The organism is Mycolicibacter sinensis (assembly GCF_001667945.1).
Lineage (GTDB): Bacteria > Actinomycetota > Actinomycetes > Mycobacteriales > Mycobacteriaceae > Mycobacterium > Mycobacterium sinense_B.
Genome location: NZ_LZJK01000143.1, coordinates 1 through 14,833, shown reverse-complemented (window position 1 = coordinate 14,833; position 14,833 = coordinate 1). Strand labels below are relative to the sequence as shown.

Here is a 14,833-nt window from a genome sequence, read left to right as displayed (position 1 = left end):
TGACGGCTGACGTGCCGACGTCACTACTCCGAATACTTTTGAGAGGCAAACAGAAAGAATGACACCGCCCAATGACACAGGCGCCATCTTCGGCCGGCTTGCTGACGGAACCGGAGGGCCAACGGTGGACGTTTTCGGACCGATCATTGAGTTCCTGACGCCGAAGGACAACGAGCAGATTTGCGTCATGCGCGCGGTCCTTCCGCCCGGGGTCACCGTCCCGCTGCACAGCCACGACGACTTTGAAGATTTCTTCATCCTCGCGGGTGGTCACCAAGTTCTTGTCGAGGGCGAGGACGGCCCGCAATGGCGCGATGCCCACCCCGGCGATTACATCCGCGTGGCCGGCAATGCCCCACACGCCCATCGCAATCTGTCCGGCGAACCCGCTGTCGATCTGGTCATCACAACGGCAGTCATGGGCCGGTTCTTTCGGGAAGTCGGTCGCCCAATTGGTTCCCCACCGCCGACTGCTCGCGAAGTGGCGCGCTTCGCCGAGACTGCAAACCGCTTCGGTTACCGACTGGCAACGGCAGAGGAGAATGCAGCTGTCGGCATAACGTTACCGGCATTCACAGCGTGACCGGCAACCATGGCAGCCGCAGCCACGGCAGCGGCCAGCAGGCAAGCGGAGCCAATCATCAATGATCCGTTCGGCGAACCCCTCGTCGGCGCTGTCGGTGTCGAGCTGTTCGCCCGGTTGGCCAGCGGTGAGCCGGCGTTCGCCGACGTTGAAACCGGTTGGCTGATAGATTTTTTCGCCGTACGCGCGCGATTTTTCGATGGTTTCTTTCCCAGCGTGTTATCCGCCGGCATCCGGCAGGCGGTGATCGTAGGATCTGGGCTGGACTCGCGTGCCTACCGCCTGGAATGGCCGGCGGCAGCGTCGCTTACGCGATCTATCGACCCGAGGTGATCGAGTTCAAGAACTCGAGACTGACCCGTAGCGACTAGCCGGGGCCAACACCCGGGCCTCAAGAGGAATCACTTGCTGCCCGGGACACCATCACTTCCAGAAGGCATTCATCGGTGTGGCGTACATGTCGTTGTCGGTGAGCGGGGCCAGTGTTCCGGGCGCGGTGCGCAGGGCGTCTTCGATGGTGGCCAGCAGGCTGTACTGGTTGTAGTAGTCGTCGGTGGCGAAGTTGCCGGATTGCATTCCACCGAGCGTCACCGCGCCCTCGCTCGGGATGACGATCATCGGAACGTGATTGCCTTGGTTGCCGAAGCCCAGCGACAAGTTGTTGTTGTCCTCGTCGAACGTGACGATGATCGCGTCCTTCTGCGTCGGGTCAGTCCACAGTGCCGAGTTCTCGATGGTGGAGATCTCTTGCTGGAGGAACTGGTCGCCCGCCGCGACGTTGTACTGATGGTCGGTCAACTGGGTGGCGATGAACTGCAGAATCCCACTAAACGTATCGACCGGGCCTTCCATGTTGTTGTCCTCGTTGGCCGCGATCCAGGTGAATCCCGGGAAGGTGCTCGGGTGTGCGAGATCGGTGGCCAACTGCGTCAACGGAAGCAGGTGCTCTTCCAGGTAGTCGGGGGTGTTGCCGTAGACGTAGCTGAATTGGGTAAAGGGCAATTCGTCGACGGCGTAGTCCCCCGATGACACGATGGCCCCTGGGGACGGCATGCTCTGCGCGTAGCCGGCCCACGAAATGCCCGCCTGATCCATTTCTTGCATGAGGTTCGGTCCGTCGATGGAGTTCGGGGCGGAGTTGTAGTCGATGCCGAAGTCCGATCCGCCCAGGACCCGGATGTAGTTGGGATCACTGGGGTGGCTCAGCGCGTAGTAGTTGTTCGCAGACCCGTAGGTGTTGATCAGGCTGTTGATGTACGGCGCGTTGGGGCTGCCGACGATGTCGTCGAAGCCCTTGTTCTCCATGTAGATCACGAACACGTGATCCAGGTGGCCGACATCGGAGTCCGGTGGGAGCAGCGGCGCCGGGGCGAGGTTTGGATCGCCGACGGTGAACGACTCGTTGTCGGCGTAGGCGCCGTTGTAGGCGCCGAGGTACTGGTTGGTGTCGGTGAAGGTGGTGGTCACCGTTGCGGAGGTGGTGCCCTCGGGAACCGTCCCGGTGATCTCGCGTTGCTCGAACCCGGTGAAGCCCAGGCGATCCCATACCGTGACCGGGTTGAGCGCGCCGGTGCCGAGCACGTCTCCATTGGCGTCATAGAAGGTGACCTGCACTGAGGCGTAGGACGGGTTCCAGGTTTGGCCGCCGAGATCCGCGCTCAGCGAGTACGGCGTTCCGGCGGCGCCGGTGAGGTCGACGGTTTGGCTGATGCTGGACGTGCCCACCGGGCCGCCGCCGGCGAAATTGTCGCCGCCGCCTGGCGGCGCATCCTGCGGAAAGCCAAACAGGCCCGTCACCGTCGGAAGGGGAAATGACAGTGGCGACGGATAACCGACCGGGCTGCCGTAGGCGATCACGGTCGGGGTGCCGGTCTCCGTCCAGCCCGGTATGGTCACCCCGCTGTACCCCGACCCGGAGGGATCGGCTATTTCGAAGCCCGGGTTGACCAGCAGGTTCTGGCTCATCTGCGACGCGTCAACGCTGACCGGGGCAACCGGATCGAGGCTGTTGAACCAGCTGACGAGCTCGGTGTCCAGCTGCGGACCCAACACACTGCTGACCGAGTCCTGCTCCAAGAACCCGGTGATCGCATTGAGGACCTGGTCGATGATCACGTCGAACTCATCGGCCTGGGCTTCGGGCGCCGCCAGCAGCCCCAGCCCCACCGCGGAGTACACGCTGGCCGCGGTCACCCCCACCGCGCGCCAACCGCGGCGTGCGGTCCCCTTCCGGGTAGCCAGTTTTGCCGTCCTGGGACGGCCATGAGCCATGGCCCAATCGTCCTCAGCTGCCGCCAAGCAGGCAAGCAGCGCCGAGTTACCAGATTGTTACGTTTTTCGGGACGTCAACGGCTGGATCAGCCGCCGAACAGATCGTTGAGGTCGAAGCTCGGGGTGTTCGCGATCAGGTCGGCCATGTTGGCCCACTGCTGGGCCGCCTGCGCGCTCAGTTCGGTCGGCCAGTCGCTGTTGCCGCTCAGGATCACCGTCGCCAGGTCGTCGCGGGCGTTGAGCAGACCGGACAGGATGCTGGTGTTCGGGTTGAACAGCGCGTCGTTGAGGGCAGTGACCAGCATCTGCGGCATCACCACCGCCATAGCGGTCTGGGCCAGCGCCAGCGTGATCGGCAGGGTGATGTCGCTGGTCAGCACCGGCAGGGCATTCCACACCGAGGTCAGGCTTTCCATCGGGTGCTCGAAGACGCTGCGCATGACCGCATCCCAGTCCGGGCTCAGCGCGTCGGTGAACCGCAGCTCGATCGGAGTGAAGGGCTGGCTGCCGAACACCGACTCGAAGTCCTCCTTGCCCATTAGGGCCGACAGCGCGTTCAGCTCAAGATGCTGCAGCACCCACGCGGGCTGGGCGTGGATCCGCGACACATCCAGCGCGTAGTCGTAGGAGAACACCCGTCGGGCCATGTCAGCGGCGAACTCTTCGGGGCTGACGGTCGGCGTGTCGGTGGGCAGGTACTGGTCGATGTCGTCAATCGACACCACGTGCGTCTCCACACCCAGGCCGAGCGCGTCGGCACGATCGGTGACGTTCTCGAAGCGCGCGAAGATCTCACCTGTGCTGAGTCCGCCGGTGTCGAGCCAGTTGGCCACGCCCGGATTCGTCGCGCTCACAACGTAATAGGTGTAGCCGTCGTCGGCATGGTAGGTGGTGGTGTTGTTGAGGGTGGTCTGGGCCATCACATAGGGCAGCGCACCACCGTAGACGTTCATCAGCTCGATGCCGCTGTAGGCCGCCTCGACGGTCGGCACCTTCAGGATCAGCGCCTCACCGGGATCCAGATCCCAGTTGCCGCCGGTGACGACCGCGGACTCCAGACCGACTCCGTAGCTGGTCTCCGGCGCCAGCGTCATCATCGTGTTGGCGGGCACCTCCATGCCCACCGAGGCCCCACCTTCGATGCTGCGCTGGTTGAACGGGACGACGATCTGGGCGAAGGCGCTGAACAGCATGTTCAACACGTCGTCGACGGAGCCGATGTTGGCCGGCCCGCTCGGCACGTCGGTTCCACCCCCCTCCGTGGGGAAGAAGCCGCCGGCGGGGATGGAGAAGAACGGCGGGCAGTCGGCGACACACTGCAGGCTGATGTTGCCGGGCCCCTTGGCCCAGTCGCCCATCATGTCGCGGATCAGCAGGGACGCGGCGCCGCCGACGGTGGCGTCCGTGGAATCCAGGAAGTTGACGGCGCCGGCCGGCGCTTCGGGTCCGATGTAGACGGTGAAGTTGCCGTTGGCGTCGACCACCAGGCCGTGGTTGAGTTCCAGATCCTCGATGGTGTGGGCGGTGGCACCGGTGACGGCCGTGGTGCTGATCGACAAGTGCTCGGTTCCCCCGCCGAGGGTTCCGGTGAGCTTGTACGTCGCGCCGGGCGCCAGCCCCGCGGTGACGTGGTAGTAGATGTCGGGGGTGAAGTAGTCGAAGTATTGGCGAGAGTCGGCGACATTGCCGGCGACCACTTCGGGCGATTGGAAGAACACCCCGTTGAACAGCTCGGTGACCCGCGACAACCCGGTGGTGATCAGTTCGTAGTTGGTGTTCTGCAACATCGTCATCAGCGTGTCCGCGTCGCCGGGTGAGGCGTAGGGCAGGGACAGGTCATTGGCGACGGCTTGCTTCATGGCAGCGAGCAGGTCATCGAGTGCCTGCTGATATCCCGCGGTCAATGCCACCGCGGGTGCGGCGCTGCCAGCAGTGACCAACGGAGTGCCCACCACCATCGACAGCGCGCTGCCGACTGCTGCTGCGGCGATCCCGAACCGCCGGGCCTGACTCCGAGAAGAGCGTGTCGATTCGGCGCTCCCGGTCAGGTCCACGGCCGCTCTCCTCACATTGGTTAACTATTTACTCGACCTATTGACGGTTAAATCTCATTCGGACCATACGTGCGGGCAAGACTGTGTGCAATAGCCCGCCCGCAAACTGCAGGGGGTAGGTTGCCCTGCATGTGGAAGCGGTGGGTTTCTACGTTCGGCCTAGCGGCACTGGCACTCTCCGGCTGTGGACTGACGGTGACCAAAGCCGGCCCGGACCCGCTGACGCACCAGGCCCGCAGCACCCCGAACGGCATGGTGTTGGTGACACCGGACAACTTCGTGCGGGCCGTCACCGACCAGGAATTCACCAACGTCGTCAACGAGAACGGCTTCGGCCGTTTCTTCCACATGCGTGATGTCACCCCGATCGACCGGCAGCTGGTGGTGCGGCCCAACCGGGACACCTTGTATTCCGCGGCGGTGTTCGACTTGCAGGCCGCGCCGGTGACGATCACGCTGCCCGATCCGGGTGAGCGGTACATGTCGGCGCAGGTGATCAGCCAGGACGAGTACGTCACCGACATGTTCTACGGCAGCGGCGAACACACGCTCGATCAACGGCAGGTCGGCACCCGTTACGTCATGGTCACTGTCCGCATCCTGGCCGACCCCAAGGATCCGGCGGATCTGGCCACGGCACGCGGCTTGCAGGACCAGATCACGGTGGCCCAGGAGAACTCGGGCAGCTTCGATGTGCCGCGGTGGGATCCGGTCAGCCAGAAGAAGGTCAGCGACGCGCTGCTGGAGTTGGCCGAGACCATTCCAGACACCCGGGGCATGTTCGGCACCTTGGCCGACACCGACCCGGTGCGGCATCTGATCGGGGCCGCTGCGGCCTGGGGCGGCAACCCCGAGACCGACGCGCTGTACCTCAATGTCACCCCGACCCGCAACGACGGCCACACCGTGTACCGGCTGACCGTCAAAGACGTTCCGGTGAAAGCCTTCTGGTCGGTCAGCGTCTACAACAAGAACGGCTACTTCACCGAGAACCCGCAACAGGCCTACTCGGTCAACGACATCACCGCGACGAAGGCAGAGGACAACTCGGTCACCGTGCAGTTCGGCGGGTGCACGGCCAGCAACACGCCCAACTGCCTGCCGATCACCCCGGGATGGAACTACCTGGTCCGGCTCTACCAGCCCAAGCGGGAGATCCTCTCCGGCAAGTGGGTTTTCCCCGAGGCGCAACCGCTTGAGACGGCCGGCCCGGATACCCGGCCGGCTCCACCACCTCCCACTCCGGCACGGCCGCCACGCTGAATGTCGATGACGCGGCATGCCTACTTCGCGTACGGGTCCAACCTGTGCGCACAGCAGATGGCGCGCCGCTGCCCCGAGGCGTGCGATCCCCGCCCGGCGGTGCTGGCCGACCACGATTGGCTGATCAACCAGCGCGGGGTCGCCACCGTTGAGCCGTTCCCGGGTTCGCGGGTGCACGGGGTGCTGTGGCGGGTGTCCGACCGCGACCTGGCCGCGTTGGACAGCGCCGAAGGTGTGCCGGTGCGCTACCGCCGTGATCGGCTGACGGTGCACACCACCGACGGGTCAGCGCCGGCGTGGGTGTATATCGACCATCGGGTGCAGCCTGGTGCACCGCGGGACGGCTACCTGGAACGCATCATCGGCGCGGCCGGCCAACATGGGCTGCCCCCGGCGTGGATCGAGTTTCTCCGCCGCTGGGATCCGGTCCAGTGGCCGCTGCGCACCCCACCCGGCAATGACGCGGCGCCCCAGTCACTCTCGGAACTGTTGGCCGACCCCGGGGTCATCGAGGAGAGCCACCTGCGGTCGCGCTTCGGATTCCTAGCCGTTCACGGTGGGGGTCTGGAGCAGATGACCGACGTGATCGCCGACCGCGCCGCCGAGGCCGCCGACGCATCGGTGTACCTGGTGCGGCATCCCGATGGGTATCCGCGCCACCTGCCCTCGGCCCGCTACCTCGCCGCGGAGTCGGCACGGCTTGCCGAGTTCCTCGACCATGTCGACGTCGTGGTGTCGCTGCACGGGTACGGCCGGATCGGGCGCAGCACGCAGCTGCTGGCCGGGGGCTGCAACCGCCGGCTGGCCGCGCACGTCGCCCGATGCCTCGATCTGCCGGGCTATCAGGTGATCACCGATCTGAACGCGATCCCGGTCGGATTGCGGGGCCTGCACCCGGCGAATCCGGTGAATCAAGTGCGGGGCGGCGGGACCCAGCTGGAACTGTCGCCGCGGGTGCGGGGCATCAGTCCTCGCAGCCAGCCGCCCGGCGCGGACGGCCTGTCGCCGGTGACGTCGGCGCTGGTGCGTGGCCTGACGGCCGCGGCCCGCACCTGGGCTAGGTAGGAGGTAGTTGGTGGACAAGCAGTTTCGCTTCGGTGTGGGTTTGCATTCGATCCGGTCGGCGGCCGGGCTGGCCGAGATGGCTCGTCGCATGGAGGAATTCGGCTTCGATGTGCTCCACGTGCCGGATCATCTCGGTGCTCCGGCCCCCTTCCCCGCCCTGGTGGCGGCCGCGGCGGCCACCACGACGATCCGGCTGGGCACCTACGTGCTCAACGCCTGCTTCTACAAGCCGGCGCTGCTGACCCGCGACATCGCCGACACCGATCTGCTGTCCGGGGGCCGACTGGAGGTCGGACTGGGTGCCGGCTATGTTCGCGCGGAGTTCGCGGCCGCCGAGTTGCCGTTCCCCAGTGCCGCCCGGCGCATCGAGTACCTGGAGCACGTGACAACCTATGTGGCGACTCACCAGCCTCGGGTACCGATCCTGATCGCCGGCAGTGGCGATCGGCTGCTTACGGTGGCCGCCCGGCACGCCGACATCGTGGGCCTGACCGGGTCGCGGGTAGCCGACGCGGAAGACCCATTGGCAGAACGCATCTCCTTTGTCCGCGCGGCTGCCGGTGATCGGTTCGACGCCCTGGAACTGAACCTGGCCATCACGGCCGTGCCGACCGACGCCTCCGGGATTCCCGACCTCACGCTGACTCGCCAGTTCGCCCCGACCCTGTCGGACCAGGAGCTGCTGGCCATGCCCGCCGTGTTATCCGGGTCACCGCGCGAGATGGCCGACACGTTGCGCGACTACCGCCGCCGGTACGGGTTGAGCTATTTCACGGTCCAGCAGAATCACGCCGCAGCTTTCGCGAAAGTCATTGCCGCGCTGCGCTGACCGGCTAACGGCCGGCGGGCCAGCCAGCCAATGCCAGGTCGGCCAGTGCGTGCAGATCCGCGCGGTCTGCTCCGCTGCGCGCCTGGATCGCGATGCCCTGACAGACCGCAGCAATCCAGCGCGCGAGCACCACGGTGTCCACGCCGGACAGTTCGCCGTCGGCCACCGCGCCGTCGAATCGCTCGGCGATCCGGTGCACCGTGGCCTCACGCATCTCGGCGGTTCCCGGTCCACTGTCGAGCGTCAGGCAACCACGCGGACCGCTGCTAGACGTTTCGGCCGCGCCGTGCACCAGCGCTTCGGCAACGCCGCGGGCGCTCGGCATCGCCAACGCGTCCATGACATAACCGCCCTGCCCGGCAAGGTAATGCTGGACCGCCCGCTCGTACAGCTTCTGTTTGGAGCCGAACTCCGCGTAAATGCTGCGGCGATTGGTGTTCGTCGCCGCCGCGATGTCTGAGATCGAGACGCCGTCGAAGCCGCGCGCCCAGAACAGCGTCATCGCCTGGTCCACGACCTGATCGGGGTCGAATTCCCGGGGCCGCCCCACCGCCATCGCACACCCCACCCTTCCTGTGATGTCGCTCACAGCGGGAATGCAGCTCCCGCAATCCCCGCTTGACCTCAGCATACTTAGTAACATTTCGGTTCGTAATTGTCTGGAGGCGACGACATGAGCACAGCAACCCTGACCGGACGGCGCGCGCTGGTCACCGGAGGTTCACGCGGAATCGGCCGGGAGACGGTACGGCGGTTGGCCGCCGATGGAGCCGCCGTGGCCTTTACCTATTCGGCCTCAGCGACCGATGCCGAGAAACTCGTCGCCGAAGTCGCCGCCAACGGCGGTAAGGCCGTTGCGATCAAGGCCGACTCGGCCGATCCCGCCCAGATCACGGCCGCAGTCGAGCAAGCTGTCGCCGAACTCGGCGGCTTGGATGTGCTGGTGAACAACGCTGCGGTTGCTCATATTGCCCCGATCGATGAGTTTCCGGCCGAAGAGTACGACCGTCTTGTGGCGGTCAACATCGGCGGAATGTACTGGGCGGTGCGCAGCGCGGTGAAGCACCTGGGCGAAGGCTCGCGGATCATCAACATCGGCAGCATCAACGCCGATAAGATCCCGGTCCCCGGATTGTCGGTATACGGCATGACCAAGGGCGCAGTGGCCTCGTTCACCCGGGGGCTTGCCCGCGATCTCGGTCCGCGGGGCATCACCGTCAACAACGTGCAGCCCGGTCCCATCGATACTGATGCCAATCCCGACAACGGTGGCGAGTTCCCGGAGAGCCTGAAGAAGGTGATGGCACTGGGGCGCTACGGGCAGGTGAGCGACGTCGCCGCCATCGTGAGCTTCCTGGCGGGCCCGGAGTCCGGCTACGTCACCGGTGCGAACTGGAACGTTGACGGCGGATTCACCGTGTAGCCCGCGATCGTGCGGCCGACACCAGCGCCCACACCGAACAGGCCAGCGCGCCGGTCACGGCCACGGCCCCGATGTAGATCCCATACCCGGCGATGATCGGCGCGACCACGTTCAGCCGGTAGTACCACACCCCCAGCCCGGCGATAGCCAGTGAGATCAGCACGGCGGCAACCGATGCCAGCCTGGTGAACAGTCCCCGGCCGATCATCGCGCCGGTCACCAGCAGGACGGCCGCTAGCAGCACGATCAGCTGACCGACGCCGAAGCGCGGTGGCAGCGCGATGCTGCCGACACTGCCGCCGATCGCATTGGCGCGCCCGCCGCCGTTGGCCGAGGTGGTCAGCCATGGCAGCCACGTACTGACCGACAGGATCACGGCGAACAGCGCGATGAGCCAACCGGGACGCGAGCGGGTCATGTTGTGACACTAACCGGCATCGACGAGCTCACCGCGGCGCGGCATCGCCCATGTCCGGGTCACGCCGAGCCGCGCCAGGAAGGCGTCGTCGTGACTGACCACGATGAACGCTCCGCGGTAGCCGGCCAGCGCGTCGACCAGCTGATCCACGCTGGCCAGATCGAGGTTGTTGGTGGGTTCATCGAGCAGCAGCAGCTGCGGCGGCGGGTCGGCGAGCAGCAGCTGAGCCAACGCGACGCGGAACCGCTCCCCGCCGGACAGCGTGCCGACCGGCCGGCCCACACAGTCGGCGTCCAAAAGGAACCGGGCGAGTTGGGCGCGCACGGCCCGCGGCTCGCGACCGGATATCGCCGACACGGCATCGAATGCGGACACCGTGTCATCGAGATGATCCAGCCGCTGCGGAAGATAGCCGACCCGGTCGGTCTGCAGCCGTCCGCCCGCACCGCTCAGCAGCGCTTCGAGCAGTGAGGTCTTGCCGACCCCGTTCGGGCCGTCCAGGGCGATGCGCTCTGGTCCCGCCACGATGATCGGCCCGTCGACGCCCGGCAACTCGGCCAGCCGGCGGCTAGCCGGCACGTCCGGGTCCGGCAGGTCGACGCGAATGTGTTCGTCGTGGCGGACCCGGGCGGATGCGGCATCGGATTCGGCTTGCGCGTCGCGCACCCGGCCATCGAGCTGGCCGCGCAGCTTGCCTGCCGAAACCTGCGCGTTGGAGCCCCATTGGTTCATCACGATCTTCGGGGCGCGCTTGTTCTGACGGGCGACCTGGGCCGTGCGGTTGCGTCGGGCGAGTTTCGTCTCGGCGTCAACGCGCTGGCGCTTCTCGATCTTGACCACCTGTTCTGCGGTGCGGGCGGCCGCCCGGGCGGCGGCCTGCTCGGCGTCCAGGTGCGCCCGCCAGGCGCTGTAGGGCCCCCCGAAGGAACTCAGCCGCCCGTCGTACAGCTCGGCGATGCTGTCCATCTGCTCCAGCAACGCGGTGTCATGACTGGCCACGATGAGCGTGCCCGGCCACGATCCGACCAGCTGCGCCAACCGCTCACGGCCGACCCGGTCGAGATTGTTGGTCGGTTCGTCGAGCAGGGTGATCGGGGCGGCCGCCAGGCGCAGACCGGTCAACGCCACCAGCATCGCCTCGCCGCCGGACAACGTGCCGGCGCGCCGATCCAGGTCGGCCGAACCCAGCCCGATCGGCCGAAGTGCGGCGTCAGCGCGAGTTTCGATGTCCCAGTCATCGCCGAGGACCTCGAAGTGCGCCTGGTCGGCATCACCGCGTTCGATCGCGCGCAAGGCGGCGAGTTGTGCAGCAACGCCGAGCAATTCGGCGATCGACGCACCGACGTCGAGGGTGAGCAGCTGCGGCAGGTAGGCCACCTCGCCGGCCGTGGCGATGCGCCCGGTTGAGCACGCGAGCTCCCCGGCGATCAGGCGCAGCAGGGTGGACTTGCCGGCTCCGTTGACTCCGACCACGCCGGTGCGGCCGGTGCCGAACGAACCGCTGACGCCGGCCAGCGCGGTGCTGCCGTCGGGCCAGCTGAAGCCGACCTCGGTCAGGGTGACAACGGAACTGACGTCAGCAACGGGTTTGGACATGAGGTCTCCGGAAGGGTCAGCGGGGGCGCTGACAACCGGGACGCGACTACGGCGATTCGTCGGTGATCAGCGCGCGGACAGCGGCGCGAGACCGGCGATGCCTGTCATTCTCCAGACCTCCTGTGCGGGAACGTCCGCCACCCTAGCCGCGAGATGACGGGGTGCGCAACCGATTAAGCCGGCGCGAAAACCGCGACGAACTTCTGCAGCGACTCGTTGATGTCGCTCTTCAGCGCGGCAGCCACCAGCATGCCGATCGGGCCGAACAGCGCCGGCCCGCCCAGATGGACGTCGAAGCTGACCTTGGAGCCGTCGCCGACCGGGGTGACCTTGGCGAGCAGCTTGATCTTGACGCCGCCCTTGCCGTCCCCGTTGAGGGTCATCCCGGTCGGGGGCTTGTAGTTCACGATCGTCCACTTGATCCGGTTGGGCATGCCCTTGACTTCGACGATCGACTCGAGCGTCGTGCCCTTCTCCAGGGTCTCGGGCAGTGCGCTGCGCCACACCCGGTGGATGGTCAGCCACTCTTTGTAGCGCGACAGATCCGAGGCGTGTGCCCAGGCCTCCTCGGGAGGCAGTGGGACGTCGATGGATCCGGAGAGCTTGGCCATGTCGTGCTTTCCCCTTGTGTCACGGTTTATCGCTGGGTCATTGTGGTCGTTGCCGGCTCCCGCCACAACTTGGGCCGCTCACCGAGCATCGCGCCGCGCACCCACCAGATCGCCTCGATGGCGGCGGCACCGAGGGCCCCGACGCCGAGCGCCAGCGACGTCAGCGCGACGTTGGAGGGGTCCAGCAGGAACTTCTCCCGCGCCAACGGGATCGCGAAGATGCCCACATAGGCCAGGCCGCAGCAGATCACCAGCGTCAGCCGCCACCACTGATAGGGCCGCGCCACCACGGCCAGCACCCACCCGGCGGTGGTCAGCAGCGTGATCAGAGCGGTGGTGGACGCCTGGATCTGCTGTACGGCGGTGGCTTCACTGCCGCGATAGGCCAGCAGGTAGGAGCTGAAGGTGGCGACCCCCACCACCAGGCCGGCCGGCAGCGCCCCGCTCATCACCCGCCGAACAAATCCCGGGTGTGCCCGTTCGTTGTTCGGCGCCAGCGACAGGATGAACGCCGGGATGCCGATGGTGAACCAGGCGGCGATCGTGACGTGGATCGGCTGGAAAGGATACAGCAGCGGCTTGGTGCCGAACAGCGCCGACGCCAGCCCGACCAGGCCGACCAGCAGGGCGAGCAGCACCGAATACACCGTCTTGGTCAAAAACAGGTTCGCCACGCGTTCGATGTTGCCGATCACCCGGCGTCCTTCGCCCACCACATAGGGCAGCGTGGCGAACTTGTTGTCCAGCAACACGATCTGCGCCACCGAGCGCGCCGCGGAGCTGCCCGCGCCCATTGCGACACCGATGTCGGCGTCTTTGAGCGCCAGCACGTCGTTGACGCCGTCACCGGTCATGGCCACCGTGTGGTCGCGGGCCTGCAAGGCATGCACCATGGCCCGCTTCTGATCCGGGCGCACGCGGCCGAAGACGGTGTGTTCCTCCAGCGCGCCGGCCAGCCGGTCCGGCTCGGTCGGCAGCTGGCGGGCGTCCATCGCGCCCCCCGACAATCCCAATTCCTCGGCCACCGCGCCCACCGAGACCGCGTTGTCGCCGGAGATCACCTTCACCGTGACTTCTTGTTCGGCAAAATAATCCAGCGTGGCACGGGCGTCGGGCCGCACCTTCTGCTCCAGCACCACCAGCGCCACCGGGGTGACCTGCCCGGGTGCGTCGGGGTGGTCGACGGGCCGGTCACTGGACCCCAGCAGCAGCACCCGCAGGCCGCGCGCCCCGATCCGCTCGGCCTGTTCGGCGGCCGCCGATGACGGGTCGAGCAGGACGTCGGGGGCCCCGATCACCCAGTCGCCGTGGTCGGAGAACGACACGCCGCTCCACTTGGTGGCCGATTTGAACGGCGCGCAGCCACTTGACGTCCAGCCCGGCGATGTCGGGAACGCCTCGGCGATCGCCTGGATGCTGGCGTTGGGACGGGCGTCCTCGGCGGCCAGCGCGGCCAGCGCCTCGTGTACCGGAAGTCCTTCGGCGCCGGGAAGTTCGGTGACGTCAGCCACCCGCATCCCGTTTTCGGTCAGGGTGCCGGTCTTGTCGGCGCAGACGACGTCGACGCGGGCCAGGCCCTCGATCGCGGGCAGTTCCTGTACCAGGCACTGCCGCCGCCCGAGGCGCACCACCCCCACCGCGAACGCCAGCGACGTCATCAGCACCAGGCCCTCGGGAACCATCGGCACCAGCGCCCCGACCATTGCCAGCACCGAGGCGCGCCAGCCCACGTCGGTGGTGAACAGCTGGGTGTAGATGATCAGCAGGCCGGCCGGGATCAGCAGGTAGGTGATGAATTTCAGGATCTGGTTGATGCCATTGCGCAGTTCGGATTTCACCAGGGTGAACTTGCTGGCCTCCTCGGCCAGTTTGGCCGCGTAGGCCTCGCGGCCGACCCGGGTGGCCCGGTAGGCACCGCTTCCGGAGATCACGAAACTGCCCGACATCACCGGATCGCCGATGCTCTTGCCGACCGGGTCGGCCTCACCGGTCAGCAGGGACTCGTCGACCTCCAGATCGGCCACCTCGACGACGTCGCCGTCGACGACGATCTGGTCACCGGGGCCGAGTTCGATGACATCGCCGAGCACCACTTCCCGGGCGGGCAGCGGCACCGTCCCGGATTGCCTGCGCACCAAGGGTTTCGCCTGCCCGACGATGGCCAGCTTGTCCAGCGTCTGCTTGGCCCGGATCTCCTGCACCATGCCGATGACGCTGTTGAAGACGATGAGCAGTCCGAACAGCCCGTTGATCAGCGATCCGGTGGTGACCACGATGGCCAGCAGCACTCCCAGGATCGCGTTGATCCGGGTGAAGACGTTCGCCCGGATGATCTCGCGCACACTGCGTGCGGCGCGCACCGGGATGTCGTTGGTCTGTCCCTGCGCAACCCGCTGCGCGACTTCGGCGTCGGTGAGCCCGGCCGCGCTCTGCGTGACGGTCAAGGCCGCCACCACGGCGCGACGTCGTTGGCGCCCAGCCGGATCCGCTCGCCGGGTTCATACGGCGGTCCCAGCTTCGGCTCTCCTCCGTCGAGCCTCACTGAACCGCCGGGTCTCGGAACCGCCACGGCGACACCGGCTTCGGCGGCGGCGGCCAGCAGCCGTTCCACCGGCTCGTCCCACCGGTGCGGCGCCAGCCGGAACGTGCACATGAACCCCGAGGAGGCCGTCCGGGCCCACCTCGACGTCAAGGGCGGCGCGCTGGTGCCGATCCACTGG

The 14,833-nt window shown here is 66.8% G+C and carries 13 protein-coding genes and 1 pseudogene; 6 read left to right on the top strand and 8 right to left on the bottom strand.

Annotation, left to right across the window (positions count from 1 at the left end; all coding sequences use genetic code 11):
* Positions 1-124: 124 nt before the first annotated feature.
* Together A5694_RS18380 and A5694_RS18375 are read left to right on the top strand one after the other, a co-directional pair.
* Complete coding sequence (locus A5694_RS18380) at positions 125-583, top strand: cupin domain-containing protein (RefSeq protein WP_234786411.1); 459 nt, start codon at positions 125-127, stop codon at positions 581-583.
* Between the two features lie 9 nt (positions 584-592).
* A complete protein-coding gene (locus A5694_RS18375; protein WP_064923744.1) occupies positions 593-916 on the top strand; it encodes a class I SAM-dependent methyltransferase in 324 nt (107 codons plus the stop codon).
* A 90-nt stretch (positions 917-1,006) separates the two neighbouring features.
* Here A5694_RS18375 and A5694_RS18370 read toward each other — a convergent pair whose 3' ends face one another.
* Positions 1,007-2,782, bottom strand: coding sequence for an alkaline phosphatase family protein (locus A5694_RS18370; RefSeq protein WP_234786410.1), 1,776 nt, complete (start codon positions 2,780-2,782; stop codon positions 1,007-1,009).
* 158 nt (positions 2,783-2,940) lie between these two features.
* Complete coding sequence (locus A5694_RS18365; protein ID WP_064923743.1) at positions 2,941-4,908, bottom strand: hypothetical protein; 1,968 nt, start codon at positions 4,906-4,908, stop codon at positions 2,941-2,943.
* Positions 4,909-5,169: 261 nt separating this feature from the next.
* Here A5694_RS18365 and A5694_RS18360 point away from each other — a divergent pair, with 261 nt between their 5' ends.
* Genes A5694_RS18360 through A5694_RS18350 form a run of 3 tightly spaced genes read left to right on the top strand, consistent with a single transcriptional unit; the run spans position 5,170 to position 8,065 of the window.
* The gene (locus A5694_RS18360) at positions 5,170-6,171 is read left to right on the top strand and encodes a DUF1254 domain-containing protein (RefSeq protein WP_082952743.1); all 1,002 of its coding nucleotides are present in this window, start codon (positions 5,170-5,172) and stop codon (positions 6,169-6,171) included.
* On the top strand, positions 6,172-7,236 hold the full coding sequence (locus A5694_RS18355) for a poly-gamma-glutamate hydrolase family protein (RefSeq protein WP_185746602.1): 1,065 nt from the start codon (positions 6,172-6,174) through the stop codon (positions 7,234-7,236).
* Positions 7,237-7,246: 10 nt separating this feature from the next.
* Positions 7,247-8,065 (top strand): TIGR03621 family F420-dependent LLM class oxidoreductase, encoded by an 819-nt coding sequence (locus A5694_RS18350; protein ID WP_064923783.1) that lies wholly within the window; start codon positions 7,247-7,249, stop codon positions 8,063-8,065.
* A gap of 4 nt (positions 8,066-8,069) precedes the next feature.
* Here A5694_RS18350 and A5694_RS18345 read toward each other — a convergent pair whose 3' ends face one another.
* Complete coding sequence (locus A5694_RS18345; protein ID WP_064923741.1) at positions 8,070-8,621, bottom strand: TetR/AcrR family transcriptional regulator; 552 nt, start codon at positions 8,619-8,621, stop codon at positions 8,070-8,072.
* A 117-nt stretch (positions 8,622-8,738) separates the two neighbouring features.
* Here A5694_RS18345 and A5694_RS18340 point away from each other — a divergent pair, with 117 nt between their 5' ends.
* Positions 8,739-9,488 carry a 3-oxoacyl-ACP reductase family protein gene (locus A5694_RS18340; RefSeq protein WP_064923740.1) on the top strand — a complete coding sequence of 250 codons (750 nt, stop codon included), beginning with the start codon at positions 8,739-8,741 and terminating at the stop codon, positions 9,486-9,488.
* Here A5694_RS18340 and A5694_RS18335 read toward each other — a convergent pair.
* The 5 genes and pseudogenes from A5694_RS18335 to A5694_RS18315 all read right to left on the bottom strand — a co-directional run.
* Positions 9,478-9,906 carry a hypothetical protein gene (locus tag A5694_RS18335; protein ID WP_064923739.1) on the bottom strand — a complete coding sequence of 143 codons (429 nt, stop codon included), beginning with the start codon at positions 9,904-9,906 and terminating at the stop codon, positions 9,478-9,480. The genes A5694_RS18340 and A5694_RS18335 overlap by 11 nt on opposite strands.
* Before the next feature lie 9 nt (positions 9,907-9,915).
* A complete protein-coding gene (locus A5694_RS18330; protein ID WP_064923738.1) occupies positions 9,916-11,502 on the bottom strand; it encodes an ABC-F family ATP-binding cassette domain-containing protein in 1,587 nt (528 codons plus the stop codon).
* Between the two features lie 173 nt (positions 11,503-11,675).
* Positions 11,676-12,113: a type II toxin-antitoxin system Rv0910 family toxin gene (locus A5694_RS18325; protein WP_064923737.1), complete on the bottom strand. Its 438-nt coding sequence runs from the start codon at positions 12,111-12,113 to the stop codon at positions 11,676-11,678.
* Between the two features lie 26 nt (positions 12,114-12,139).
* Positions 12,140-14,569, bottom strand: coding sequence for a cation-translocating P-type ATPase (locus tag A5694_RS18320; RefSeq protein WP_207516044.1), 2,430 nt, complete (start codon positions 14,567-14,569; stop codon positions 12,140-12,142).
* Positions 14,554-14,833 (bottom strand): annotated as a pseudogene (locus A5694_RS18315) (hypothetical protein); the annotation flags it as partial. The pseudogene A5694_RS18315 and the gene A5694_RS18320, both read right to left, overlap by 16 nt.